We start from the raw sequence: 26,563 nt of genomic DNA, 5'->3' as shown, positions 1-26,563 counted from the left end.
CGGCCAGGCCTTCCTCTGCATATTCCTCCTGAACTTTATTACTGGGAGGATTTAATGAAAACCCAACTGGAAAAAGCCAAAGCCGGGATAATCACCCCGGAAATGGAAGCAGCCGCTGCCCATGAAGGAGTTGACAGCAGCAGGATCTGTCAGCTCCTGGCCAGGGGCCTGGCAGTACTGCCCAAAAATATCAAGCGTGATTTCAGGGAAATTCGGTCCATTGGTCAGGGGTTAAAGACCAAGGTCAATGCCAACCTGGGAACAAGCGGCGTCCTTGCTGACCAGGGTCTAGAGAAAAAGAAGCTGAACCAGGCGTTGCGGGCTGGAACCGACTCCATAATGGATCTGTCTACCGGCGGAGATCTGACCCGGATCAGGGAGATGTTTTTGGAACAGTCTCCGGTGATGGTGGGCAGCGTTCCCATATACGGTCTGGCAGCCAAGATGGTTCATCAGGGGCGACCTCTGAGCAGGATGGACAGCGATATCCTTTTCAGGGAAATCGAAGAGCAGTGCAGGCAGGGAGTGGACTATATAACCGTGCACTGCGGCATCACCAGCCGGTCTCTGGAAATGCTGGAAAGGTCCGAACGTATCATGCCCTGCGTCAGCCGGGGCGGTTCCATCCACATGAACTGGATTAAAAAGAATAAAAAAGAAAATCCACTCTTCGAGAACTTTGATACCCTTTTGGAGATTGCTGGCAGTTATGATGTCACCTTGAGTCTTGGTGACGGTCTGAGGCCGGGCTGTATTGCCGATGCTCTGGATCAGGCCCAGGTGGATGAACTGATGACCCTGGCCCATCTGGCCCGGAGGGCCTATGAGAAGGGGGTCCAGGTCATGATTGAAGGCCCGGGCCATGTACCCCTTGGCCAGATCAGCAGTCAGATAAAGCTCCAGAAAAGACTTTGCAACGATGCTCCTTTTTACGTACTTGGTCCGCTTCCCACGGACATCGCAGCCGGATATGACCATATAACCGCAGCCATAGGCGGGGCTCTTGCCGGGGCTGCTGGTGCTGATTTCCTGTGTTATGTGACTCCGGCCGAACACCTGGGCCTCCCTGATGAAGACGATGTGTACCAGGGGGTTATGGCCTGCAGGGTTGCAGGGCATATCGCGGACATTGAAAAAGGGGTGGCTGGCGCTCTGGAGCAGGACATGAAGATTTCAAAGTGCAGGCAGGCCCTTGACTGGGAAGGGATTATCTCCAATTCCCTGGATCCGGACCTGGTCAGAAAACGACTCCAGATTACGGACGATGAAAAGGGATGCTCCATGTGCGGAAAATTATGTGCTGTGAGTTGTGAAGAGAAGATGTAAATGGATAAAGTCGGATCCTGCCGAGTCGCCAGGCTGGCCGGGCTTGGTTTTGCCCTGGGTGCCACTGTGATCTGGTCTGGCAATTTTATTGTGGCCAGGGGGCTGAACGAACAGGTCAACCCAGCCACCCTGGCTATGTTACGCTGGCTTGTGGCCTGTCTGGTCCTTTTCCCCCTGGCCGGGGCTGGAACATGGAAAGACAGGCAGACAGTCAGGGTCAATCTCGGATATCTATTGTCAGCTGCCTTTCTAGGAGTGACGGTATTCAATACCCTGATCTATATAGCAGCCCACACTTCGACTGCTTTGAATCTTTCTTTGATAGCCACTTCTACCCCAATTTTTATAATTATTTTTTCCAGGATATTCCTGGGCGAGCCCATAACCTGGGCCCGGTCCGGAGGGCTGGTTCTGGCTGTTTCCGGGGTGGTTGTGCTGATAACCAGGGGTGACCTTTCTATTCTCAGGGAGCTGTCTTTTGCAGCTGGAGATTTGTGGATGGTGGCTGCTGCCATGATATTCGGCGGATACACTATCCTTATCAGGATAAAACCTGCTGAGATCAGTCAGGCAACCATGCTCATGTCCACTTTCGGTCTGGGCCTGGCCATGCTTATGCCCTGGGCCGGTCTTGAAATTTTTTTTAAAGGATTCCCTGCCATTACCATGGATATTCTGGGGTCGGTCCTGTATATTGGGATTGGGGCCTCGCTGGTATCGTTTTTTTTCTGGGCCAAAGCCATATCCCTTGTGGGTCCGTCCACAGCCGGGCTTATATACTATACTCTGCCTCTGTTCAGCGGGCTTGGCGCTTTTCTGCTTTTAGGGGAGCCCATTGGCTGGATTCATGCCCTGAGCGGGGTCATGATTCTTGGAGGAATTGCAGTTGCCACCAGGTGGTGATGGTCAGGACCAGGCTTTTTGGGACCGTTGACCAGTTAACCCTGGTAGTTTGAACTTGAATTCTATACTCTTGGGAAAAATAAACAGGAAGTTGGTATATGGAAGAAAAAACAAAAGTATCAGATCGATTGAAGGAATGGTGCCAGGCTCTAAAAAGTGCTGATCCGGAAAATATTCTGGCCTGTTATGATGTCCATGCATCTCTTCTGCCTACCCTGTCCTCCAGAATAAGAAGGACAAGGCCGGAACTCAGAGAGTATTTCGAGTTTCTGGTGCAGTTGGAACCGGGATGTACGGTCCAGGATGAGCATGTCAGAATTTATGGGGATATTGCCATAAACTCCGGCTCATACACCTTTCACGTATCCAAGGGTGGGGACAGGGCCGCAGTTCCGGCCAGATTTACCTTTGTGTATCGCAACACTGGCGACAACTGGTTGATTGTTGAACACCATTCGTCGCTTTTTCCCGACGACTAAAGGCTGGTGTTTTTTAGATTCAGCTGAAAAAAGGGTTGAGGATGAAGTAGACACCAAGGATCAGAATCAAGATCCCAGCCCCTTTCCTGAACCAGGTCCCGGCACCATGCCAGGCTTTCAGTTCAGTTACTCTCCTGGCCAGGGCGGCTGAGCATCCTGCCACCAGGATGGGCAGACAATGTCCCAGGGCAAAGAGAATGATCATGACAATCCCGGTGGCCACTTTTTCCTGGATGGTTATGATGGCCAGGATGGGGGCGAGAAAGCCAAAGGTGCACATTCCTGAAAGAACCCCGTAGCCAAGCCCCAGGCCCAGGGCTCCCATGTGGCCGCGAAGTTTGAACCTGTGCAGAAAGTTGCCGGGCAGGGAACACTGGGGAACACCCATCATGCCCAAGGCGACCCATATCAGTATGGCTCCGATAATAATCTGCCAGTATCCTCCAACATCACCCAGGACCCTGCCCAGAGCAGCGCATGCAGCCCCAATTGCCGCAATGGTGATGAATAGCCCCAGGCTGAAAAGGAGTGAATAGGTTCCGGCTTCCCTGGAGTCCAATATCCTGTTCTGACCCCCCACATAAGCGACAATAAGGGGAATGGCAGCCAGATGGCAGGGACTGAAGACAACACTGACCATTCCCCACAGAAAAGACCCGATATAAGCGAATCCGGTGTCCTGAGTAATCCAGGAGTTGATGGTGATGAGAAGGGATTCCAGCATGAATGTTTAAGACAATCAGATGCCTGACACCTGGGCGGGCTGGGCAGCAGTTTGTTTTTCCAGTAGTTCGTCAAGGATGCTGGCGACAGATTTTGCATCCATGAATCCCTGATGCCGGAACACTTCCTGTCCCTGGTGGTCATAGAAAATCTGTGCAGGTATGGTGGTTATCCTGAATCTTTGGCCCTGATCACTGTGTTTCCAGATATCTATAAAGGCGATCTTGGCCTGATCCTCATATTTTTCGCGCATCTCCTCAATAATTGGCTCCATCATCTGGCAGGGCAGGCAGGAGTCAGCACCGAGATTGACCATGGTCACCATGCCAGGGGCCGGGACCTGAGGTAGCGGTTGAAGAACAGATTCCTGGCCTTGCTGGATGGAATACAGAAGCATCAAGACAAAGACCGCACCGATAAATATGATTACTGCTGCAAATTTTTTCATGATTGAATAACCTGTTTGGGGTGGCAAAAAATCAGATAACCTGATTTAAACATATGCCACCACCTCGTCAATACCTGAGCAGGATAATCAGGAAATCCATTCCTTGATCTGGTCTTTGGTGGGCACCTTGCCCACGCTTTTGACTTTGCCGTTGATGACTATGGCCGGTGTTCCAAACACTCCGTAGCTGGCGATCTGCATGGTATCGGATATTTTTTCTACATTGGCTTCAACTCCGGTTTCCCTGACTGCTTCCATGACCAGATTTTTGACCTGTTCACAGCGGGGACATCCTGGGCCCAGTACTTTGATATCCATTGAATCCTCCTTGGGTGAATTTTACTGCTTTGCAAGCATGCTGATGGTGTTAATTGAAGAAATTGCCGTAAATCAATCCGCAGAATGTGGCCATAACAATGATAATCAGTGAAAAAACCACAGTCTTTTTCAGGCCCATCACGCTCCCGATGACCAGCATGTTGGGCAGGGACAAGGCTGGTCCGGCCAGAAGAAGGGCCAGGGCCGGTCCCTGTCCCATGCCTGAGCCAAGGAGTCCCTGCAGAATGGGTACTTCAGTCAGAGTGGCAAAGTACATGAGGGCTCCGGCCACAGAGGCGATAAGGTTGGCCTGCAAAGAGTTTCCTCCGACCAGTTCTGCAACCCACTGCTCAGGAATAAGGGCAGGATACCCGGGTCGACCCAGCAGAAAGCCAGCAACCAGGACCCCGGCAAATAAAAGGGGACTGATCATCTTGATAAAAGACCAAGTGGAGTGGATCCAGTCCTGACGTTCGTTTTTCTCGAACCATTTCCAGGCCATGAGACAGACCAGGACAAGCAGAACAGCGGTACTGTGCCACTTGATGGAATAAATGGTCGTCCAGAAGTTGTGTGCTCCAGGTCCTGGCTCGGCAAAAGCGGCAAAGACCAGAACAAGGACCATGGTGAATATGAACAGGCCGTCCTGAAGCAAGGTCCGCTTGTTGGGCTCTTCATCAGGCAGATGCATCTGACATTCTTCTCTTTCTGCTTCATCCCTGCAGAAAATCCAGGACATCAAAATTCCAATGACTACTGCAAAGAAGATGGCTCCAACAGCCCTGGCCAATCCCAGTTGCCAGCCCAGAACCTTGGCAGTCATACTTATGGCCAGAACATTGATGGCTGGGCCGGAATATAAAAAGGCTGTGGCAGGTCCAATTCCGGCTCCTCTGGAATAAATCCCTGCAAAAAGGGGCAGGACTGTGCAGGAGCAGACCGATAGAATGGTCCCGGATACAGAAGCTACTGAGTAGGACAGGACTTTATTGGCTTTTGATCCGAAGTACTTCAGAACTGCGGCCTTGGACACAAATACTGCAATTGCGCCGGCAATGAAAAAGGCTGGGATCAGGCAGGTCAGGACATGCTCCCGGGCGTAATCCTGGAGCATCATGAAAGCTTCCAGACCAGACCTTCTGACGGTTTCAGAATCCCACGGCGTGAGATAGGCCAGCCAGAAGGCCACCAGTATTAACAGCAGTTTTTGCCATTCTTTCATATCTGAGTCAATTGGCCGGGTCTTGATTCCGGCTCAGGATTTTGTTTCGATCAACTGTCTGTGCCTTGGAAATAAGGCTGGTGATACTTGGATCATGGTTGAGCCACGATCCAAGATTCTTAATCATGGCAGCAGCATAAATATTGGAAGGATTTGGTTTCAGGCAGTAATTGACCCAGGACCCTTCTCGGGAACTATAAACAAATTCAGCCTGCTCAAGGACTTTCAGGTGTCGTGAAACTGTAGGCTGGGCAATCTCCAGGATATTCTGGAGTTCACATACGCAATGACTTTTCTGTTCAAGCAGCTTTAATATCCTGACCCTGGTCGGGTCGGACAGGGCTTTTACGGTCAAGATGAATTCTTTCATTTTGTTCCTGCTGGTTTTGATTTATTTCAATATTAATATATGTCAATATATCTGTCAAGGTTGATCACTGCCCAGCTTGCTGAGATTTTGGCGGGCCGTTGGGAATTGTCATTCTGAACAAGTTAAGTTAACATCTAAGTATGATTAGCAGTTATGTCTGGATATTTTGTCCGGGGCTTTGCCTGGTCAAGGATCATCATGGGCACACTTAAGGCTGAGGTAACCAGTCTAGTTTACTTCAGCGAGGACAGCGGGTATGCTGTGGCCAGGGTTAAATCCTCCCAGGAGCCGGGCCAGGTGACGGTCTGCGGAGCCATGGGCAGGATAGTTCCTGGGGAACTGCTTTCACTGAAAGGTGAGTGGAAGGATCATCCCAAATACGGCAGGCAGTTCATGGTTTCCGAGTTTGAGCAACTGTTTCCGGCCAGTATAAACGGGATAAAGCGCTATTTGAGTTCAGGCATGATCAAGGGAGTAGGCCCGGTCATGGCTGAAAAGATGGTGGAGAGATTCGGAAAAAAGGTCCTTGATATTCTTGAGGAGAATCCTGACCAACTACTGCAGGTGGAGGGGATTGGCCCCAAGAAGCTGCAGAGAATAAGGTCTTCATGGGAAGACCAGCGCGAAATAAGAAACCTGATGCTTTTTTTGCAGACCCACCAGATACCGACAACTTTTGCCAGCAAAATATACAAAAAATTCGGCAGGGACTCGGTTTCCAAAATCACTGAAAATCCCTATGATCTGGTCTATGATATCCGGGGCATCGGGTTCAAGACTGCCGACCGCATGGCTTTGAACCTGGGGGTTGTCCGGGACAGCCCCCAGAGACTCCAGGCTGCCGTAGTTTATGTTCTTTTCATGCTGAGTGAACAGGGACATCTTTTTTTCCCCGGGGCCGCCCTGGTGGAAAAGGTGGTTGAGATCCTGGGCGAAGTTGACCCCGGGCTTATTGAAAAAGCCATTGATCTTCTGGAAGAACGAAAGAAAGTCATTGTGGAGGATCTGGCTGAACAGGGAATAGCCAGGGCTGTTTACTTGACTTTTTTTTATGGCCTGGAAAAGGAAGCTGCCCACAGGTTGTGCAGCCTTTCAACCCATCCAGGGGCAGCAGCGGAAAAAAAGATCAGATCCCATGTCAAGGCCCTGGAAAAAGAGGAGAGAATCACCCTCAGTCCGGAACAGAAAGACGCTGTGATCAATGCCTGCCTGAACAAGGCCTGTGTTATCACCGGAGGCCCTGGTACAGGAAAGACCACCATAACCCGGATGATCGTCAAGGTGTTTGACAGGCTGGGAATGAAGGTCAAGCTGGCTGCACCCACAGGCCGGGCAGCCAAGCGGCTTTCCCAGGCCACCGGGGCTGAAGCGGCTACTATCCATAGACTGCTCAAGTATAATCCTGCCGGAGGATTCGACTACAACGAAGAGAATAAAATCAGGGCAGATGCGGTTATTGTTGACGAGAGTTCAATGCTTGACGCCCATCTGGTTACCCAGCTCCTGAGGGCCCTTCCAGTAACCTGCAGGCTGGTCCTGGTGGGAGATGTGAATCAGCTTCCAGCTGTGGGTCCTGGAAATGTCCTCAAGGACATCCTGGCCAGTCAGGTCCTGCCCAGCTCCATGCTGACCAGCATCTTCAGGCAGGCCAGGGAAAGTTCCATAGTTGTCAATGCACACCGAATCAATACCGGACATTTTCCAGTCAGTTCAGCCCAGAAACCCCCTCAGGCTGATTTTTTCTGGGTGGAACAGGAGGATATTGCAAGGATTCAGGACCTGATCACCTTCATGGTCTGTGAACGCATCCCCCAGGTTTACGGTCTGGACCCCATGAAGGATATCCAGGTGCTCACTCCGATGCATAAAGGAGGCGTGGGTACCCAGGAGCTCAACAATATCTTGCAGGATCGGCTTAATCCAGGTCCTGATGCTGTGGTTCGCGGCAGCAGATCCTTCAGGCCTGGAGATCGGGTTTTGCAATTGCGGAACAATTACGAAAAAGAAGTGTTTAATGGCGACCTTGGCTGGATAAAGCAGGTCAATCAGGAAGATTCAGAACTTATCATTGATTTTGAAGGCAGAAATATTGTATATGAATTTGACGAAGTGGATGAGCTTGGTCTGGCCTATGCAGTCAGCGTTCACAAGTCTCAGGGCAGCGAATTCCCGGCTATTGTGATGCCTGTGGTCACCCAGCACTATTTGCTTTTGCAGCGAAATCTCATATACACTGGACTCACCAGGGCCAGAAGACTGGCTATTCTCATTGGGTCCAAAAAGGCAATGGGAATCGGAATTCGAAACCAGGGCGCAGGCAGACGTTTCACCCATTTTCGATTCCGTCTCCAGAAGGCATTTACTTGAAGGATTAATGACCCATGACAGCGACGTATCTCTTGATCAGGAACAAGGACCTTGAAGGCCGGCTCAGAAGATCTCTGACGAAGTTTCCCTCTGGGGGCGAGATCCGTTGTCTGGATCAGGAGTCGGATCTTGAGAACCTGACTCTCAATGAGGAGCTGATTGTCCTGATGGTGGAAATCCCTTATCCCGGACCGGGCTATGAAGGGATCCGGAACTGGGTTGATACTGCATCAAGAGAAAGGGGAATAGCTGTCCTGGCTATTTCACAATCCGGATCGGCTCTGGGTACTGAGGTTAAGGAAGCTTTGCCGGTTGACGGAGTTATGGATACTCATTGGGATGAGGCCATGCTTCAAGTTCAGCTGGAATATCTGTTTAAGATTTGCGAGCTCCGAGCCATGAATCTTAACCTTGGAACCCAGCTTAAAGAGCGGGTTGCAAAGCTGTCAGGTCTTGAACAGGATCTGCGCCGGACCAACTGGAACCTGGAAGCCCTGAACCGGTGCGGAGAAGTGATCATAAAAGCCGGCAACGAAGATAATATGCTTCAGGGAGTCTGCGATATCCTGGCCTCAAGTCTGAATTCCTGTCTGGTCATGGTTGGGTATGCTGAAATGGATGACCAGAGCAGTATCAGCATCAGAGCCGCAAGTGGTGACAAAAAAGGCATGACCCAAACCATGAAACTCACCTGGGACGCCAGCTCACTGGGAATGGGGCCTACAGGTACGGCCATCCGTACTGGAGAAACTGTGTATATCCAGGAACCTGAAAAAGATCCTTCTCTTGATCCCTGGAAAGAGTTGATCCGGAAAAACCACATCAGATACATCCTGTCATTTCCCATTTCCTATTCTGGCGTGGGATTCGGGGCATTGACCATTTACGGCGGGGTTAAGACCGAATTTACGCCTCAGGAGGTAGAGCACCTGGAGAGGGTCGCCAGAAACATGGGCTATGGGATATGGTTTCTGAGGAGTCGGCAAAAAAGGAAACTGGCGGAAAGACAACTGCAAAAGGCAAATTCTGCCAAAGACAGGTTTTTGGAGGCCATGAGCCATGAACTGCGCACTCCTCTCAATGGGATAATGAGTGTCCTGCAGACCATGCTGGAAGCAAGGCTTAATGACCCGGAAAAGGAACTTGTCAGCATCGCCCTTGACTCGTCCAGACAGCTTTTGATGTCCATAAACAAGATCCTTGAACTTTCAGGTTTACAAAAGGGAATGTACAAGGTTCATTCCCAACCTTTTGACCTTGAAGTTGAAATGAATAAGATCAAGGATGTTTTTGACCCCATGGCCAGGAACAAAGGTCTTGACCTGGATTTTGAAGTTGCCTCAGATATTCCTGCTAAGCTCAGTGGCGACATGGGCATTGTCAGGCAGATACTCTGGAATCTTCTTGAAAACGCCATCAAGTTCACACCGGATGGGAAGGTCCTGTTCAGGGTAAGCAGCTTGCCCCGGCAGGGTGACGATGATCAGAGGATGAATGCCGTAAGGATTCTGTTTGAAGTCAAAGACAGTGGGCCTGGTATTCCCCTGGACAAAAAGGATGATATTTTTGAGCCATTTGTAAAAAGCGATGATGTCCAGTTCAAGCGCCAGCTTGGTTCTGGCATAGGTCTTAGCGTTTGCAGGCAACTGGCCCAGACCCTGGGAGCTGAACTCGGGGTTGAATCCAGGCCGGGCCAGGGAAGCCGGTTTTTTCTGGGTGTTGATTTTGCTGTCTCAGAGCCACTTTTCAAGCAGGCCAAACACAGGCTTGAATGCAGGTCTGAACCCGGGCCCAAGCCCATAATGGTGGTGGAAGACGAAAAAATTAATCGCATGCTCATAGAAAGGATGCTCAAAAGCAGAGGTTTTGACGTGCTGACTGCCACGGACGGACAGGAGGCTCTGGAACTTATGAACAGCAATCCTGATATTTCCCTGGTCCTTATGGACATCATGGTTCCTAAACATGATGGCTTTGAATTGACTGCCATGATCAGGCAAGGCAGATTCTCAGGGCTCAGGGATGTGCCCATAATCGCAGTGACTGCACTGGCCGACCATGACAGTCGACAAAAATGTTTTGAGGCCGGAATGAACGCCTATCTTTCCAAGCCAATTGAAAACACGGAGCTTATGGGAATGGTGCACAGATACATTGATCCCTGCAATGATCTTCTTGACGGATGAAGGTCCCAGTCTTCAGAGATGAATCTGTCTGGTGAGAATCAGCAGTCAGGTCCAGGGACCACGTTCAACAACAACCTAATCTAGTTAAATTACAAAAGGATTTTGGAACCAGGATGGAAAATTCTTCACAGCCGAACTTCATACGGGACATAATTGAAAAAGATCTGGAAGCCGGAAAACACACCGAGGTGATCACCCGTTTTCCACCCGAGCCCAACGGATACCTGCATATAGGCCATGCCAAGTCCATATGTCTTAACTTTGGAGTGGCCAGAGACTACGGCGGGAGGTGCCATCTTCGGTTTGACGACACCAACCCCAAAAAGGAACAGCCAGAGTTTGTTGAATCCATAATGGAAGATGTCCGCTGGCTGGGCTTTGAATGGGGGGAACATCTCTGCCATGCCTCGGATTATTTTGACCAGCTGTACCGGTTTGGTCTGGAGCTGATCAACAAGGGCAAGGCCTATGTGTGCAGCCTGAGCCCTGAGGAGATCCGCAGCTACCGGGGAACATTGACTGAACCAGGACAGAACAGTCCATTTAGGGATCGGAGCATTGAAGAGAATCTGGATTTGTTTCAGCGGATGAAAAATAATGAGTTTGAAGAAGGGACACATGTTCTGCGGGCCAGGATCGATATGGCCTCTCCCAATATAAACATGCGTGACCCGGTCCTGTTCAGGATAGTCAGGGCTGACCATCATCGGACAGGAGACAGATGGTGCATATATCCTACCTATGATTACGCCCATAGTCTGTCCGATGCCATTGAAGGGATCACTCACTCCCTCTGCTCCCTGGAGTTTCAGGACCATCGTCCCTTGTATGACTGGATCCTGGACAACCTCTCAGTGGATTGTCATCCACAGCAGATTGAATTTGCCAGGCTCAATCTTAATTACACAGTTATGAGCAAGAGAAAGCTTTCCAGGCTGGTCAGTGAGGGTCATGTCAAGTCCTGGGATGACCCCAGGATGCCCACTCTTTCCGGTTTGAGACGCAGAGGGTATACACCGGCATCCATCAGGCGGTTTTGCGATCTGATAGGCGTGGCTAAAAGTGATAATATCGTGGACATGTCCATGCTCGAGTTCTGTATACGGGAGGACTTGAATAAGAGGGCTCCCAGAAGGATGGCTGTCCTAAATCCGCTTAAGGTGGTCATAACCAACTATTCTGAAGGCCGGGAAGAGGAACTCGAAGCAATCAACAATCCTGAGGATGATTCCATGGGCAAGCGCATGCTCTTGTTTTCCAGGGAGCTGTATATTGAACGTGATGATTTTATGGAAGACCCGCCCAGGAAGTTTTTCCGTCTTGCTCCCGGACGCGAGGTCCGGTTGAGGTATGCTTATTTCATCACCTGTCAGGAGGTGATCAAGGATCCTTTAACCGGCCAGATCATTGAGATCCGCTGTACCTATGATCCAGCTACCAGAGGGGGCGATGCTCCTGACGGCCGCAAGGTCAAGGCCACCCTGCACTGGGTTTCGGCAAAGCACGCCAAAAAGGCAGAAGTCAGGCTCTATGACCGGCTTTTTTCCGTTGCCAGTCCTACCAAGGATGAGAAAAAAGGGGTTGACTTTATTCAATATGTTAACCCTGACTCTCTGGACATCCTTGACGAATGCTATATTGAGCCTGGCCTGGAACATGCTGAACCCGGGGAAAGAATCCAGTTTGAAAGGCTTGGCTACTTCTGCGTTGATCCAGATACCAGAACGAACAGGCCTGTATTCAACCGAACAGTTACCCTCAGAGATGCCTGGGCCAAGATCCGGAACAAATCAGGCAGATAAATATTGGGAACCGGCAGACGTCTTTGACCTGAAACCTTGTCGCCAGGAAAACAAATGACCAAACCTTTGAATTGTGCCCTGACCATAGCAGGGTCAGATCCCGGGGGTGGGGCCGGAATCCAGGCCGACCTCAAGACCTTTGCCGCGCACAGGGTCTATGGGATGTCGGTTATCACAGCCCTTACAGCCCAGAATACCCTGGGAGTTTACGGAATATCAGTTCCTGAACCCGGTTTTGTCTCTCTCCAGCTTGACAGGGTTCTTGATGATTTTCCAGTAAAGGCGGCTAAGACCGGCATGCTTTTTTCCGTGGAGATCATATCCGAGGTCTGGAATAGCCTTAAGGATAAAGACTTATTGCTTGTAGTTGATCCGGTCTGCATAAGCCAGAGCGGTCACAGGCTGTTAAGGGAAGATGCAGTCGAGGCCTTGAAAAAGATGATGATTCCCAAAGCCATCCTTGTCACCCCCAACAAGCCGGAAGCAGAACTTTTGACCGGGATCAAAGAGATAGACTCCAGAGAGAAGGTGCTGGAGGCCATTGATATTTTCATAAAGATGGGAGCAAAGGGAGTCCTGCTCAAGGGTGGTCACTTCCAAAAACAGGATGAGATGGTGGACTGGCTGGGTATAGAGAGCTGTGCACCATTTCCCATTAAACGACCCAGGATTAAGACCAGAAATACCCATGGAACCGGATGTACTTTGTCTGCGGCCATTGCAGCCAACCTGGCCAGGGGTCTGGAAATAGGGCCTGCGGTTGAGCAGGCCAGGGATTATCTGCAGTCAGCTTTGGAAAACTCCTTTAATCTGGGCGGGGGAGACGGGCCGGTGAATCACCTGGTGTCTCCGCCAGGTCTTTGAAAGAGCTTGTAGTCTTTGCTTACTCTTTGCCCAGCTCATTGCTCCTGGACGCTGCTTTTTTTACGGCCTCCATGATGGAGGCCTTGACTGCTTTTTTCTCAAGCCTGCTTAATCCAGCTGCTGTTGTTCCACCTGGTGAGGTGACCATTTCTTTTAATTGGGTGATGTGCAGCTCTGAACTAATGCTCATTTCAGCCGAACCTGCAAAAAGCTCTTTGACCATGACGGTTGCAGATGTTCGGTCCAGGCCCAACAATACCCCCGCCTCGACCATGCTCTCCATGAAGTAGTAGACATAGGCAGGGCCTGAACCTATCAGGCCTGTGAATGCATCAAATTTCTTTTCAGGCAAAATAAAGGTCTTGCCCAGACTGGAGATGATTCTGACTAAAAGCTGCCTATGCTCCGGCTGGATCTTTTCGTGGTCCAGGCAAACGGCAAAAACACCCCGGCCCGCCAGGGCCGGAGTGTTGGGCATGATCCTGGCCACCGGGCACACGTCCTCAGACCAGGACACAATTGACTGAACTGAAATCCCTGCTGCTATGGACACCAGGCACTTTTTACTGGACAAGGCTGGACTGATCCGGGTTGTGACTTCTTTGGTCAATCCAGGCTTGACAGCCAGGAAGATATAATCGCAGCCCTCGGCCACGGACAAGGGGGTCTCCAGAGGCCTAAGATCGTATTGCTCCTGGAGCCTGGTCAGTTTTTCAGCATCTGGATCAAAGCCAAAAAGTCTGAGATCCTTGTCCCGGGCCAGGCCTGCAATCATGGCCCCGCCCATATTTCCGGCTCCAATGAAACCGATGCGGACAGACATCAGCCTGTAATCTCCAGCTGATTGAAGAAATAGGCTATTTCAGTAGCAGCCGTATCTGGAGCATCCGAACCGTGGACTGAGTTTTTTTCAATGTCCAGGGCAAAAGCCTTGCGGATGGTTCCTTCATCCGCATTGGCCGGATTGGTGGCACCCATGACTTCCCGGTATCTGGTAATGGCATTCTCCCCCTCAAGGACTGATACCACTACCGGGCCTGAACACATGAACTGGGTAAGACTGTCGAAAAAAGGCCTTTCTTTGTGTACGGCATAGAAGCCTTCAGCCTGGTTTCTGGTCAGGGTGATCATTTTCATGGCCACGATCTTTAGTCCGGCATCCTGAATCATCTTGAGGATCGCTCCCTGCAGATTTCTCTGGGTGGCGTCGGGCTTGATGATGGACAGGGTTCTTTGAGTCATTTTTTCTCCTAAAAGGTCCTGCGCTAGGATATGCATGGCGAAGGAGTTAAAAGGTTCTGGATCAGTTCAATGATCCGGGTCTGTCGTGGGAGACGGTCCTGTATCTCTGGGTAGAAATGAACTCCGAGACACGGACAACCTCCACCTGATTGTTTTTTAAAGAATTCCACTTTTGAAGGGCCTTGATGGTCTCAGGGTAAGGATGGCCTATGGCCACGGCCATACCCAGCTTGATGGCAATGTTTTCAGCTTTGCTCAGCTGAAACATGATGGCATTGGTGTCCTGGACATTATCGAGAAAGATGTTTCTTTTCAGGAAAGCAATATCCTGTTCCTTGGCCAGTTTTCCGGCCACACTCTTGGGGGTGGTCAGGCTGTCCAGAAAGAAAAGCTGATTTTTCTTGAGTTCGTCAAAGACTATGGCCATGCCTTTGGCATCCTGGGTGAACCTGGACCCCATATGATTGTTGACGCCAATGGCCCCGGGCACCTGCTTGATATTGTCCTTGACCCTGCGTCTAATTTCATTTTCATCCATATTAACGAACAGGGCCCCTGGTCCCGGGTCCACCCCTTCAGGGAAGCCCAGTGGCTCCATGGGCAAATGAAGCATGAGTTCGATATTGTTCTGCCTGGCAAGATCCACAACCTGATCAGTGGCGGAAATGTGGGGGAGAACTGAAAAAATTATTGGGAAGTCCAGTTTGGCCAGCTCTTTGGCATACTTTAAATCGCCTCCTAGATCGTCAATAATTATGACCAGTTTGCCGGAACCAGGCAGGGGCTTTTCAAATATCCTTTCCAGGATTATGCTGTGGGTCTCTTGCCCGTTGATGCTTATTGATATGGTGTTTTCACGGGTTCCCCTGGTCAGGGCAACATTGGACAGAAAGCGTTCAAGGTTTTCTTTGAGCTTTTGGATGAAGATTTCATGAGCGTTGTTGGTATAGATGACCATTTCCTGGAAATGATAAGGTGTCCCGTAAAAAAACCGGGTTTCAACGTTTCTGTGGGACATCCGGTTTGGATCATGTCCCAGCAGCGTCATGGTCTGCAGGATGGCCATGTCAGCCTCCCAGACCCGCAGGTCAAAGTCTAGTCCAATCTTTTCTTCGTAAACAAATGTCTTGGGTTTGAAAGGAGAAGGCGGCTCATGGGCCGGATCAGGGTAAAGATCATCAGAGGGTTCTGCAGGGATGGTCCGGGTTTTATCAGGCCTTACAAGATCGGATTGGCGGGAGGTGTCCTTGTGGGGCAGGAGGAGGATGGCCACCAGGGTGAACAGGGTCAATACAAAGGCTGCTCCCCAGAGCACCGGACGGACTCCGGGAAACGGAGTCTGTCCGGTTTCTTTTTTTTTCTTTTTGCCGGATTTTTTTGCTGAGGCCATGTTTTAGTATTTTTTATAGCTAAGCTCTTTTATCCTGGGCATGGATCTCAATATTTCAAGGGCAAGACGTAATTGATTGTCCTGTTCAAGGATTTCCTTGACCTCATCGGTCAAGTCCTGGTCATCTTTTTCTCGAAGATCCGGATTTCTCAGATGCATCTGCAGTCCGGACTCTCTAAGGGCCGGGTGTTCAGGGTCACTCTGGGCAGAGGTCTTTCTCTGAAACGGGATCCTGAGGTCAGGGGCAATCCCCTCGGCCTGAATGGAGCGTCCTGCTGGAGTATAGTACAGAGCAATGGTCAATTTTATGGCAGCGCCATCAGAAAGGGGAATAATACTTTGGACAGATCCCTTGCCAAAGGTATTCTCTCCCACCACTAGGGCCCTGTTGCGGTCCTGGAGGGCTCCGGCAACGATCTCTGAAGCAGAAGCTGATCCGGCATTGATAAGCACGATCATGGGGGTGGTCACGTCAGCAGCGCTTCTGGTGGCATTATAGTCCTTGCGTTGTCTCTGGTCTCTTCCCTGAGTGTATACAATGAGCCCCTCATCCAGAAACAGGTCAGAAACTGAAACTGCCTGGTCCAGAAGGCCCCCGGGGTTGTTGCGCAGATCCAGAATTATTCCTTTAAGGTCTTTTTGGGATGCGTACTTAAGGATTTCGCTTTTGAGATCTTCAGTGGTGTTTCCCTTGAAATCAGTTATTCTGAGCTGGACGTATCCTGGCTCCAATTCTTGGATTCTGACCGAATGAACCGGAATGGTGTCTCTGACGATCTCCACCTTTCTGGGCTTCTGATCGTCTGCAGACAGGATGGTCAGCTCCACAGGCTCACCTTTGGGGCCCCTGATGAGCCTTACGGCGTCGGTTAGACTCATTCCCTGGGTGGATTTGGAGTTTATCTCCAGAATCATGTCGCCCGGCTGCAGGCCGGCCTTGTGAGCTGGGGTGTCTTCAATGGGAGCTATAACCACCAGTTGATTGTCCCTCATTCCAATCTGAATGCCTATCCCTCCGAATTCACCGGAAAAGTCCTCCTGCATCATCCTGAGTTCATCCAGGGATACAAAGGATGAATGGGGGTCAAGCTTTTGAAGCATTCCCTCTATGGCCCCTTGAAGCAGATCCTCCCGGCTTTTTTCATGGACATAGTTGTCTTCAATGAGATGCAGGACCTGGCTGAATCTTTTAAGCCCTTCATATTGGTCTTCTCTGGCCTGGCCAGTCCACGGCGAGACCATGATTAAAAACAGTATTAAAAGTATTCCAATCAAGTGGTTTAATCGCATTATTTCCTCCAGCTTGTCAGGATCGTTGGCATTAAAATACATGGTCTGGCTTTTTCCCAAACTTGTTACCGGCTGTTTTTCTCCCGAGGCACGGTCTCAGTATTTTGGAAATCAATCTCCTGCTGATATTAATATGGAGAACCAGGCTTTAAAGCGGGTAAAACCTGCCTTGTCCATAATGCTGTTAATTTATTTTCAGCAGTGACTTTATGATTTTGCCAGCCAGGGAACAGGGTTAATGGCTTTTTGCCTAAAACGCAATTCAAAATAAATACCGTGCGCATTGATCTGTGGATAGTATCCGGCCCGGCCGATTACTTCATCCTTTTCCACCTCCTGGCCGATCTGCAGATTGCTCTCGGACAGATAAGCGTACAGGGTATAGTAATCTGCACCATGAAAGATAATAACCACTCTGCCGAAGCCGCGCAAGGTATCGTTGTGAACAACTTTTCCCCAGGAGATTGCCCTGATGGGGCTGTTTTCAGGTACAGATATGCTGAGCCCGTTGTGGGGAGGTTCGCTGGAAGGCTGGTAAGTGGCGACCAGGTCTCCATGGACCGGCCATGACAGATGGCCTTTCAAACCTTCAAATTCCCTTTCTGTAACAGCCCTTAACTGGTAATTGAGGGAATCTATTACATCAAGTATTTGGTCGATCATCTCTTCGCCTGCAAGACGCTGAGCCCTGATTTCCTGCAATTCATTCAGAAAGCTGAGCTTTTCTCCGAGCATCCGGTCTTTGGTCCTGTTGACCTGGGCAAGCTTATCCTGATAGCTGGCCTTGAGTATCTGGAGGCCGGCCAGATTAGAGGCCAGTTCGCCAGACTGCTCCTGAAGCAGGGAGTAAATCTCCTCAGCTTCTAGGTAAAACGCCCTGAGCCAGGTCATTTGCCGGTCAAGGTCTGTCCATTGTTGAATATGACCTAGTCCGCGACCCTGGCTTTCCAGAAAAATCGGCCAGATATCCTCAAGTATTTCGGCCAGTTTTTTTTGCGTTTCAGATTTTTCCCGAACAAGATCATTGTATCTTGCTGCAAGTTGAGCTTCCTGGGAAAGTATTTCCCGCAGTTCCCCTTCCTGGGCCTCCAGTTCATTGTTGATTTTATCCAGTCGGTCCTCAGCCCTGGCCAGCCTGGAATATGCCTCTCTTTCCTGTTGGGAGAGCCTGTCAATGGCCCTTTGCTGCCTTTCCAGCTGATCCTGTCTGGCTTCAATTTCCGACTGGATGCTGCCGGGTCGTTCGGCAAGGCTCCATACCGGCCAAAACAGGACCAGCAGGAAGAAGAGCAGGGATTTCATAGAATTTTTTGCTGTTTTTGATGCTGAATACTGCATATGGACACTATATTCGGGTTTATTGGTCAAGGTATGGGCTTAAGGGACATTCATGACACAGGGGATTCTTTTTTTTGCACCATTTTTTGGCGGTCCGGACAACAAGGGCGTGAAATTCATTGTACAGTTCAGGATCTTCCGGCAGATTTGACATGAACATTTCTCTGAGCTGATGATAATCCACATCCTGATGAACCAGACTGTGCCTGTTGAAGATTCTTGCTGTGTAAGCATCCACAACAAAAGTCGGTTTATTCAGTGCATAAAGGAGGATGCTGTCAGCAGTTTCCGGCCCTATTCCCTTGACTTCAAGAAGCTTTGCCCTGAGTTCCTCAATATCCATGTTCTGAAGATAGGAAAAATTAAAAGCGCATTCATTATTCAGGAAGAATAGAAAATTTTTTAATCTCCTGGCCTTGACCCTGAAATATCCTGCCGATCTGATGAGTTGAGCCAGTTCGTCTTCACCCAGGAAGAACATGGTCTCTGGATCAAGCAGGTTTTGACTCTTGAGGTTCAGGATGGCTTTTTCCACGTTGGACCAGTTGGTGTTTTGGGTCAGAATCGCTCCAACAGCAATTTCGAACGGGGTTTCACCTGGCCACCAATTACTGGGTCCCAGGCTGGAGCGCAGGGTCTCAAAATAGTTTAGAAGCAGGGTTTCAATCTTCATGTTCGGGCATGGGGCAGTTTACACCAGACCAAGGCACTCCACTCTCCATGGTGGGTGATTTCAGGGAAGTCCATCCCGAGCCTGACATACTCATCTGCCACGTCCCGGGCCTGCTGATCAAGGATTCCGGAAAGAACCAGGCAATAACCGGCTGTGTCCAGCAGAGAAAGGATGTCAAAAGCCAGCTCCTTGAGGGTGGGTGCCAGGATGTTGGCAAAAATCAGGTTGAATTTTCTTCCCTTGTCCAGTGAAGTTATGTCTCCGGTCCAGACCTGGAAACGATCCTGAACATTATTCAGAACAATGTTTTCCTCAGCGTTGTCAATGGCGCACTGGTCAATGTCCAGGCCGATTCCCTGAAATCCAAGCCTGGAGCAGGCTATTCCCAGTATGCCCGAACCTGTTCCCAGGTCAAGGAAGTTAGCTCCCAAAGGGATTAGGCCTTTGGAGTAAAGCCCGGATAGTTTTTCAAGACAGAGGCAGGTGGTAGGGTGGTGACCTGTTCCAAAAGCCATCTTGGGCGTGATCACGATCTTTTCCAGTTCTGACGGTGTCTGTCCAAGCCAATCCGGCAGGATGACAAAGGTGTTGCCGATTTCAATGGGGGTAAAAAACTGCTTCCAGTCCTCACTCCAATCTTTGTCTTGCACCGACTCCAGCTCAAACTTTGACTTGGGACAGGCCTTGAGCACAAGCTCCTGGAATTCAATGGCCTGTTTTTCCTGGCTGAAATGGGCAGTGACTCTGCCCGGCGCGTTTTCTTCCCATCCCCAGGCAATGTGCTCATACAGCAGTGCTTCCAGGCAGGACAGGTAGTCCGGTTCGGATCTGATGACTAGTGCGTACATTTTTTACTTTGACCTCTGATTCGAGTTTTAGGCTGGCTAATCTTGCGAATCATGGAGGAGCTGGTCAAGTGTTTTGGCAAAGTCCTGGATCTGTTTTTTGGAGATAATAAGGGGTGGCAGCAGCCGCAAAACAGTGTCCTGAGTGAGATTGAGCACAAAACCCTTTTCCAGTAGAGCCCGCCATATTCCGGTCCCAGGAAAGGTCAGCTCAATTCCAAGCATGAGACCTTTTCCCCTGACATCATTTATTTTTTTGGGGTGCTTTGCCTTGAGCCTGCTGAATATCTCCAGAGCTTCCCGGCCAAGTTCTGCAGCATGCCGGACAAGCCCGTCCCGGCTGATGATGTCCAGGGTCTTGAGGGCTGCAGCGCAGGCCAGTGGATTACCTCCAAAGGTGGTGCCGTGGCTGCCCGCATCAAAGGCCTGGGCAATTTCATCCCTGGCCAGTACCGCTCCCATGGGCAGCCCTCCGGCCAGGGCCTTGGCTGAGGTCATGATGTCCGGTTTTAAACCGTAGTGTTGGTGGGCCCAGAATTGTCCGGTCCTGCCCATACCAGTCTGGATCTCATCCACAATCAGCAGCAGGTCATGTCTGTTGCAGACCCTGATGACTTCATCCAGGAACAGTTCAGAGACCATTCTGATTCCCCCTTCACCCTGGATGATTTCCAGCATGATTCCGGCCGTATTCGGGGTAATGGCTTTTTCCAGGCCGTCAACCTGGTTGAACTCAACTGTTTTGAACCCTGGGGGAAGCGGAGCAAAGCCCTGCTTGATCTTGTCCTGACCAGTGGCGGTCAGGGTGGCCAGAGTCCGTCCGTGAAAAGACCCGGACATGGTGATGAGTTCGAACCGGTCCTGTTTCTTGATGTTTTTCATGTACCTGCGCAGGAGCTTGATGGCTCCCTCATTGGCTTCGGCTCCAGAATTACAGAAAAAAACTTTGTCCATGGCGCAGGTCTCAAGCAGTGCTTGAGCCAATTCAACCTGTTCTCTCTGGTAGAAGAGGTTGCTGACATGAATGAGCTTGTCAGCCTGTTTTTTTATGGCACTAACCACTTCGGGGTGGCTGTGACCCAGATTACAGACCGAAATTCCGGATAAAAGATCCAGGTATTCCCTGCCGTTGAAGTCATACAGGAAGCATCCTCTGGCCCTGTCAACTCCCAGGGGATACCTGGCATAGGTCGGACAGATGAACTTGCTGGTGCTGTCTTTAATATAATTATTGTCTGCCATGTTTCATACTCCGGTTTGTCCTGCTAAAGTGTCCCTGTGTGTCCGAATCCGCCGGATCCCCTGCGGGTTGCTGAAAGTTCATCTGTCTGGATGATTCTGGCCTGAAAAAAAGGCAGGAAAAGGAGCTGGGCAATTCGCTCACCTCTTTTGACTGTTCCAGGGACCGGTGAATTGTTGAGCAAAGAGACAATGATTTCTCCCCGGTAATCCGGATCAATGACCCCTACACCCTGGCTTACCACCAGACCATGTCTGGTTCCCAGGCCGCTTCTGGAATAGACAAAACCCGCAATACCCGGGGTTGATATTTCCATGCACACGCCTGTGGGAAAAGGGAATCTCTGGCCTGGTTCAAGGTTGACTTCAGAAGATTCCATGAATGCCCTCAGGTCCAGGCCTGCAGAATGTTCTGTGGCGTATTCAAGGGTGTTTCCTTGTTTTTCCGTTTCCCTGAGGAATTTGAATTTGACATTGATGGTGTGGTTCATCAGGAGTCCTTTATGGTTTGGAGCTAGATAAGGTCCGGCGCATTTTTCTGTCCGGGTTTGGGCCGGTTTGCTGCAGGGAAGAGCATGGGCGGCATCGGATGATGACGTGTCTTGGGGTCCTGACCTGGGCAGTTACATGAAAAATCGCTCAATTTAGGTTATGGTCAGACTACGTGGACTTCAAAGGGTCCAGTACTGGATGGTCTCTGGACCAGATTATTGTTAAGTCTAAAATTTATAATTTACCTGCATGGGTTGAAACCTGCAAGGATTAAATGAGCCCTTGCAATTTCAATGTTTGTCCGGCAAAGTCTGTTTAAAAAGTATTGCAGTGGAGGGTTTTTTATGCGTCCGTTAAAGGTGTACAGCGTCACTCCCAAATTGCCTGATAAGCTGACCCCGCTTTGGGATTTGGCCTACAACTTCTGGTTTTCCTGGAAGCATGAGATATCCGAGCTTTTCGAGCGTATAGATTACCAGTTGTGGCGAAAGTGCAGGCAGAATCCGGTCAAGTTCCTGAACCTGCTTTCTCAGGAGGTCATTGAGGATCTGGCTGAGGATGTTTTTTTTCTGGATCGACTCAACCAGACCAGAGAAAGCCTGGAAAAGTACAGGACTTCCACCAAGACCGTCTTTGAGTTTGAAGGCGTAAAAGGGGAACCTGTCATCGCATATTTCAGTGCTGAATACGGCATCAGCCTTTCTCTGCCCATATATTCCGGAGGACTGGGAGTTTTGGCTGGAGATCATCTGAAGTCAGCCAGTGATTTGAATCTTCCTCTGGTGGCCATAGGGCTCTGCTATCAAAAGGGTTATTTCCGGCAGTATCTTACCGGAGACGGCTGGCAGCAGGAAAGGTATCCGGTTAATGACTTTGAAGAGATGCCTTTGAGTCTGGTCAGGAATGAGCAGGGAGAGCCTGTTTCAGTTGAAGTGGAGCTGCTGGACCGCACTGTCCGGATAAATATCTGGAAGGCCGTGATAGGTCGCATCAGCCTCTATCTTCTGGATACCAACCTGAATGAAAACATGCCTCAGGACAGGGAGATCACAGCTCAGCTTTATGGCGGAGACTGGGAGATGCGCCTTAAGCAGGAAATCGTGCTGGGTGTGGGCGGGATCAGGGCAATGCATGCTCTGAACCTGAACCCAAGGGTGATCCATATGAATGAGGGACATTCAGCCTTTGCCGGCCTGGAAAGAATCAGCATCTTCATGCGGGAACACAGCATGTCCTTTGAGGCGGCCATGGAGCTGGTCGCATCCAGCAGTGTTTTCACCACCCACACTCCTGTTCCGGCTGGAAACGACCGCTTTGCCCCAGAACTGATGCAGAAATATTTTGACAGCTACGCCAGGGAGATAGGCCTTGCCTTCAAGGTTTTTATGGCCCTGGGAAGGGAAGATCCCAGGGATGACCAGGAGCTGTTCTGCATGACGGTTCTAGCCTTGCGGCTGTCCAGATTTAACAACGGGGTCAGCCAGCTGCATGGAAAAGTGGCCAGAAACATGTGGAAAAAGGTCTGGCCTCAGTATCCGGTTGATGACGTTCCCATTGCCGCCATAACCAACGGCATCCACATACCCACCTGGATCGCACCTGACATGGCTTACCTGTTTGATCGCTATCTGGGTTCGGACTGGAGGGAAGACCCGGACTGTCAGAGGGTCTGGAAGCAGTCCCAGGCCATACCTGATGCAGAGCTCTGGAGAACCCGCGAACGCCTGCGCGAACGGCTGGTGGATTTTGTCCGTACCAGGCTCAAGGAACAGACTCTGGCCAGGGGAGGCAGGCGGTACGAGCTTCAGCTGGCTGATGAGGTTTTAGACCCCGGGGCCTTGACCATTGGTTTTGCCAGGCGCTTCGCTACTTACAAGCGGGCCAATCTCATTCTTACTGATGTCAAGCGGATCCTGGAAATAATGAACAATAAAAAGCAGCCTGTTCAGTTTATCTTTGCTGGAAAGGCCCATCCCAAGGATGTTGAAGGAAAAAAACTTATCCAGGAGATTGTTCAGTTTTGTCGAAATGAGGATTGCAGGCATCATTTTGTTTTTCTTGAAGATTATGATATGGAAATCGGTGGCTTCATGCTCCAGGGTTGCGATGTCTGGCTGAATAATCCCAGACGCCCACTGGAAGCATGCGGAACCAGCGGAATGAAGGCCGTAGCCAATGGAGTCCTGAATTTCAGTGTCCTGGACGGCTGGTGGGATGAAGCCTATACCCCGGACAACCGTTACGGCTGGTCCATTGGAGAGGGAGAGGAGTATCAGGACCAGGAATATCAGAACCTGACTGAAAGCCACTATCTGTACAATGTTCTGGAAAAGGATGTTATCCCGACATTTTATAATCGCTCCACCGGGAATCTGCCCATGGAGTGGATCAGGAAGATGAAGGACGGACTCAGGGATCTGGCGCCCATGTTCAGTTCGCATCGCATGGTTGAAGACTATAGCAGGACAGCCTACCTCCCTGCCTACCAGAATTTTGTCAAGCTGGAGAAGAACGGCTTTGAACAGGCCAAGAACCTGGCATCCTGGAGAATGGATCTCATGACCAAGTGGAGTGATGTCAAAATCAGGAATGTCCGGGCCTCCACAGAAGACAGCCTCCATTCAGGTGAAGAACTGGTGGTTACAGCTGAAGTGTTTATTAACGGTCTATCTCCGCAGGACATTCTGGTGGAGATCTATTCTGGCGGAGTGGACATGCACGGGGACTTTGCCAACAGAAAGACCGTGCAGATGGAACAGGCAGACAGCACAGGAGACGGCTGGATGGCTTTTCAAGGGCGGGTTGTCCCTGACACAACAGGTAGATTCGGATATACTGTGAGGATTCTGCCTCATCATCCGCTGCTCCTTGATCCCCACTGCCTGGGGCTGATTCACTGGGCATAACAGGCAGCTAGGAGGATCTGTCCTGATAAGGCTGGAGAAAAGAATGGATAGGGTGTGGAATTGACAGACAATGGGAACTGGCTGGCATGCCTGGTACAGAGTGATCAGATGATGCAGCCTGGAGACATTGGGCAAGAGACTGATCTTCTGGTTTTGAGCAGTTGTCTATTCTTTATAATGAGTTCTTACTGATGGCTGAAAAAGTCAGGGCAGACGAACTTCTCCTCGCCCAGGGTTTTGCCCAGTCCAGGGAACAGGCCAAGCGGCTGATCATGGCCGGCCAGGCCTATATCAAACAGGGTGCTGACTGGATGCGTATTGACAAGCCTGGTCGACCATTGCCCCGGGAAGTTGCCATTTTTGTCAAGGAGTCGGAACGTTTTGTCAGTCGGGGCGGGTACAAGCTGCTGACGGCCATAGAAAAATTTTCAATCCAGGTCAAAGATAAGGTCTGTCTGGATGTCGGGGCTTCAACAGGCGGGTTTACGGATTGCCTTCTTCAGTTTGGTGCAGCCAGGGTTTACGCCCTGGACGTGGGTTACGGACAGTTGCACTGGAAACTGCGCGGACATGAGCAGGTAGTCAACCTGGAAAAGGTGAATATCAGGATGGCCCGGCCTGACCTGTTGCCGGAGCAGGTGGACTTACTTGTGATTGATTGTTCTTTTATTTCTTTGACCCGGGTGCTTCCAGGTGCTCTGCCTTTTCTAAAGTTAGGAGGGGAGGCAGTGGTCCTGGTCAAGCCGCAGTTTGAAGTTGGTCCGGGCCGGACCGTCAAGGGAATTGTCAAGTCGCATGATCTGGCCATGGAAACAGTTGAAAGGGTGATCTCCGGATCGGTCCGTGATTTTGACCTGGAGTATAAAGGAATGGTTCCATCTATGATCAAGGGCCCCAAAGGCAATCAGGAGTATCTGGTCTGGTTTCGAAAAAATAAACCCAGGAAAGCGGACGGATGATCCAACTCCGGGCAGTTGAAAGCAGAGACCATGACCAGTAAGATCAGAACTAGTCAGAGGGTTGAGCGGGTCAGGAAGGTCCTTGGCCAGAGGCAGAAGGACCTGACCCTGGTCATCAATAACATTCATGATCCCCACAATGTTTCTGCTATTCTCAGAAGCTGCGATGCCTTTGGGGTTGCAGCAGTCCATCTTTTGTACACCAGAAATACTTTTCCGGTCCTGGGCAAAAAGTCTTCAGCCTCGGCCAAGAAGTGGGTGGAACGAGTCAACCATCCCTGCGTGCCGAGCCTGGTGGAATCACTTTCTTCCCAGGGGATGAATCTGATCCGGACTGGTTTCAGCAAAACAGCCATTGCTGTCCATGAATGGGATTTTACCCGGCCTACTGCAGTGGTTTTGGGAAATGAACACAGCGGGGTGGAAAAAGATCTTCAAAAGGTGGTGGATCAGGAAATCTATATCCCCATGCTGGGAATGGTTCAGAGTCTAAATGTGTCAGTGGCTGCAGCAATTATTCTTTATGAGGCATACCGGCAGAGAAACCGGGTCGGATTTAATTCCGGGTCATATTTTTCTCAGGAAGAACTGGAAGACTTATTTCAAAAGTGGATAGAAAAATAGCAAAAGCCTTTCAGAGCATATATCTTACAGGGTACCGGGCCAGTGGAAAAACAACCCTGGCCAGGATAATATCTGGAAGATGCGGCCTGAATTTCATGGACACTGACCAGTTGATCCAGGATGAGGCAGGGATGACCATTGAAGAAATGGTTGCTGAAAGAGGATGGGCATGGTTCAGGAGTATGGAAGAGGAGGTGCTGGCCCAGACCGCCCTGGTTAAACATCTGGTGGTGGCCACTGGCGGTGGAGCTGTTCTCAGTGAGGCCAGCAGAAAGATCCTGAAAGATAGTTTTTTTTTGACGGTCTATTTGAAGACTTCACCTGAACAGGTTTTGAAAAGATTGGCAGAATCTCCTGTTTCCGGTCAAAGGCCCCCTTTGTCGGATTTATCCCTTGAAGAGGAAGTGAAAAATAATTTGGCTCAGAGGGAGCCGCTATACCTGGATTGTGCAGATTTGATCCTGGATGCCGGAAAGCCGCCTGAGTTGAATGCAGGCAAGATAATAGCCGCGTTCCAGGCCCAGTCCAGGCCTGCCATAAGATCCTGATGGGATTCT

25 protein-coding genes are annotated in these 26,563 nt (G+C 50.3%); 11 read left to right on the top strand and 14 right to left on the bottom strand.

Translation table 11 applies throughout. From position 1 onward, the window contains the following. Nucleotides 1-54 precede the first annotated feature (54 nt). The 3 genes from thiC to P771_RS0108910 all read left to right on the top strand — a co-directional run bounded on the left by thiC (nucleotide 55) and on the right by P771_RS0108910 (nucleotide 2,708). Nucleotides 55-1,326 (top strand): phosphomethylpyrimidine synthase ThiC, encoded by a 1,272-nt coding sequence (thiC, locus tag P771_RS0108920; RefSeq protein WP_028574876.1) that lies wholly within the window; start codon nucleotides 55-57, stop codon nucleotides 1,324-1,326. Beyond that, nucleotides 1,327-2,229, top strand: coding sequence for a DMT family transporter (locus P771_RS0108915; RefSeq protein WP_035244154.1), 903 nt, complete (start codon nucleotides 1,327-1,329; stop codon nucleotides 2,227-2,229). It begins immediately after the preceding gene. Between the two features lie 98 nt (nucleotides 2,230-2,327). Beyond that, nucleotides 2,328-2,708: an SgcJ/EcaC family oxidoreductase gene (locus tag P771_RS0108910; RefSeq protein WP_028574874.1), complete on the top strand. Its 381-nt coding sequence runs from the start codon at nucleotides 2,328-2,330 to the stop codon at nucleotides 2,706-2,708. 19 nt (nucleotides 2,709-2,727) lie between these two features. On the opposite strand, the gene P771_RS0108905 is transcribed toward P771_RS0108910, so the two are convergent. From P771_RS0108905 to P771_RS0108885, 5 genes are all read right to left on the bottom strand, one after another. Then, complete coding sequence (locus P771_RS0108905; protein WP_028574873.1) at nucleotides 2,728-3,432, bottom strand: cytochrome c biogenesis CcdA family protein; 705 nt, start codon at nucleotides 3,430-3,432, stop codon at nucleotides 2,728-2,730. A 15-nt stretch (nucleotides 3,433-3,447) separates the two neighbouring features. Then, nucleotides 3,448-3,879, bottom strand: a complete 432-nt coding sequence (locus tag P771_RS0108900; RefSeq protein ID WP_028574872.1) for a thioredoxin family protein — start codon at nucleotides 3,877-3,879, stop codon at nucleotides 3,448-3,450. Nucleotides 3,880-3,966: 87 nt separating this feature from the next. Further along, on the bottom strand, nucleotides 3,967-4,197 hold the full coding sequence (locus tag P771_RS0108895; RefSeq protein WP_028574871.1) for a thioredoxin family protein: 231 nt from the start codon (nucleotides 4,195-4,197) through the stop codon (nucleotides 3,967-3,969). 49 nt (nucleotides 4,198-4,246) lie between these two features. Further along, on the bottom strand, nucleotides 4,247-5,314 hold the full coding sequence (locus P771_RS0108890) for a permease (protein ID WP_244147312.1): 1,068 nt from the start codon (nucleotides 5,312-5,314) through the stop codon (nucleotides 4,247-4,249). Between the two features lie 112 nt (nucleotides 5,315-5,426). Next, nucleotides 5,427-5,789, bottom strand: coding sequence for an ArsR/SmtB family transcription factor (locus P771_RS0108885; RefSeq protein ID WP_028574869.1), 363 nt, complete (start codon nucleotides 5,787-5,789; stop codon nucleotides 5,427-5,429). A gap of 153 nt (nucleotides 5,790-5,942) precedes the next feature. Between P771_RS0108885 and recD2 the strand changes: the two genes are divergently transcribed. From recD2 to thiD, 4 genes are all read left to right on the top strand, one after another. Further along, nucleotides 5,943-8,156, top strand: coding sequence for an SF1B family DNA helicase RecD2 (recD2, locus tag P771_RS0108880; protein WP_244147311.1), 2,214 nt, complete (start codon nucleotides 5,943-5,945; stop codon nucleotides 8,154-8,156). A 14-nt stretch (nucleotides 8,157-8,170) separates the two neighbouring features. Then, the gene (locus P771_RS0108875; RefSeq protein ID WP_084301781.1) at nucleotides 8,171-10,342 is read left to right on the top strand and encodes a GAF domain-containing hybrid sensor histidine kinase/response regulator; all 2,172 of its coding nucleotides are present in this window, start codon (nucleotides 8,171-8,173) and stop codon (nucleotides 10,340-10,342) included. A 113-nt stretch (nucleotides 10,343-10,455) separates the two neighbouring features. Further along, complete coding sequence (locus P771_RS0108870) at nucleotides 10,456-12,144, top strand: glutamine--tRNA ligase/YqeY domain fusion protein (RefSeq protein WP_028574866.1); 1,689 nt, start codon at nucleotides 10,456-10,458, stop codon at nucleotides 12,142-12,144. Between the two features lie 54 nt (nucleotides 12,145-12,198). Then, complete coding sequence (thiD, locus tag P771_RS0108865; RefSeq protein WP_028574865.1) at nucleotides 12,199-13,008, top strand: bifunctional hydroxymethylpyrimidine kinase/phosphomethylpyrimidine kinase; 810 nt, start codon at nucleotides 12,199-12,201, stop codon at nucleotides 13,006-13,008. A 19-nt stretch (nucleotides 13,009-13,027) separates the two neighbouring features. Here the strand turns inward: thiD and proC are convergent, their stop codons facing one another. From proC to dut, 9 genes are all read right to left on the bottom strand, one after another. After that, the gene (gene proC, locus P771_RS0108860) at nucleotides 13,028-13,831 is read right to left on the bottom strand and encodes a pyrroline-5-carboxylate reductase (protein WP_028574864.1); all 804 of its coding nucleotides are present in this window, start codon (nucleotides 13,829-13,831) and stop codon (nucleotides 13,028-13,030) included. After that, the gene (ndk, locus tag P771_RS0108855) at nucleotides 13,831-14,250 is read right to left on the bottom strand and encodes a nucleoside-diphosphate kinase (RefSeq protein WP_028574863.1); all 420 of its coding nucleotides are present in this window, start codon (nucleotides 14,248-14,250) and stop codon (nucleotides 13,831-13,833) included. Before ndk ends, proC begins: the two co-directional genes overlap by 1 nt. A gap of 61 nt (nucleotides 14,251-14,311) precedes the next feature. Next, complete coding sequence (locus P771_RS17025; protein ID WP_051617226.1) at nucleotides 14,312-15,640, bottom strand: divergent polysaccharide deacetylase family protein; 1,329 nt, start codon at nucleotides 15,638-15,640, stop codon at nucleotides 14,312-14,314. A gap of 3 nt (nucleotides 15,641-15,643) precedes the next feature. After that, nucleotides 15,644-16,930, bottom strand: coding sequence for a S41 family peptidase (locus P771_RS0108845; RefSeq protein ID WP_028574862.1), 1,287 nt, complete (start codon nucleotides 16,928-16,930; stop codon nucleotides 15,644-15,646). Between the two features lie 207 nt (nucleotides 16,931-17,137). Continuing rightward, the gene (locus P771_RS0108835; protein ID WP_028574861.1) at nucleotides 17,138-18,232 is read right to left on the bottom strand and encodes a murein hydrolase activator EnvC family protein; all 1,095 of its coding nucleotides are present in this window, start codon (nucleotides 18,230-18,232) and stop codon (nucleotides 17,138-17,140) included. 55 nt (nucleotides 18,233-18,287) lie between these two features. After that, nucleotides 18,288-18,941 (bottom strand): endonuclease III domain-containing protein, encoded by a 654-nt coding sequence (locus P771_RS0108830; RefSeq protein ID WP_028574860.1) that lies wholly within the window; start codon nucleotides 18,939-18,941, stop codon nucleotides 18,288-18,290. Continuing rightward, a complete protein-coding gene (locus P771_RS0108825) occupies nucleotides 18,938-19,789 on the bottom strand; it encodes a 50S ribosomal protein L11 methyltransferase (protein WP_028574859.1) in 852 nt (283 codons plus the stop codon). The genes P771_RS0108830 and P771_RS0108825 overlap by 4 nt, the downstream gene beginning before the upstream one ends. Nucleotides 19,790-19,825: 36 nt before the next feature. Next, nucleotides 19,826-21,028 carry an aspartate aminotransferase family protein gene (locus P771_RS0108820; RefSeq protein ID WP_028574858.1) on the bottom strand — a complete coding sequence of 401 codons (1,203 nt, stop codon included), beginning with the start codon at nucleotides 21,026-21,028 and terminating at the stop codon, nucleotides 19,826-19,828. Nucleotides 21,029-21,051: 23 nt separating this feature from the next. Next, entirely contained in the window at nucleotides 21,052-21,516 is a 465-nt protein-coding gene (gene dut, locus P771_RS0108815) for a dUTP diphosphatase (RefSeq protein ID WP_028574857.1), read from the bottom strand. A 345-nt stretch (nucleotides 21,517-21,861) separates the two neighbouring features. Between dut and glgP the strand changes: the two genes are divergently transcribed. From glgP to P771_RS0108795, 4 genes are all read left to right on the top strand, one after another. Further along, the gene (gene glgP / locus P771_RS0108810) at nucleotides 21,862-24,423 is read left to right on the top strand and encodes an alpha-glucan family phosphorylase (RefSeq protein ID WP_028574856.1); all 2,562 of its coding nucleotides are present in this window, start codon (nucleotides 21,862-21,864) and stop codon (nucleotides 24,421-24,423) included. A gap of 191 nt (nucleotides 24,424-24,614) precedes the next feature. Further along, nucleotides 24,615-25,382 carry a TlyA family RNA methyltransferase gene (locus P771_RS0108805; protein ID WP_028574855.1) on the top strand — a complete coding sequence of 256 codons (768 nt, stop codon included), beginning with the start codon at nucleotides 24,615-24,617 and terminating at the stop codon, nucleotides 25,380-25,382. Nucleotides 25,383-25,412: 30 nt separating this feature from the next. Beyond that, nucleotides 25,413-26,006 (top strand): TrmH family RNA methyltransferase, encoded by a 594-nt coding sequence (locus tag P771_RS0108800; RefSeq protein WP_035244220.1) that lies wholly within the window; start codon nucleotides 25,413-25,415, stop codon nucleotides 26,004-26,006. Next, the gene (locus P771_RS0108795; RefSeq protein WP_051617225.1) at nucleotides 25,991-26,554 is read left to right on the top strand and encodes a shikimate kinase; all 564 of its coding nucleotides are present in this window, start codon (nucleotides 25,991-25,993) and stop codon (nucleotides 26,552-26,554) included. The genes P771_RS0108800 and P771_RS0108795 overlap by 16 nt, the downstream gene beginning before the upstream one ends. Nucleotides 26,555-26,563: the final 9 nt, after the last annotated feature.

The organism is Desulfonatronovibrio hydrogenovorans DSM 9292, assembly GCF_000686525.1.
In the GTDB taxonomy this organism is placed as follows: domain Bacteria; phylum Desulfobacterota; class Desulfovibrionia; order Desulfovibrionales; family Desulfonatronovibrionaceae; genus Desulfonatronovibrio; species Desulfonatronovibrio hydrogenovorans.
This window is presented reverse-complemented; position numbering and strand designations above follow the sequence as displayed.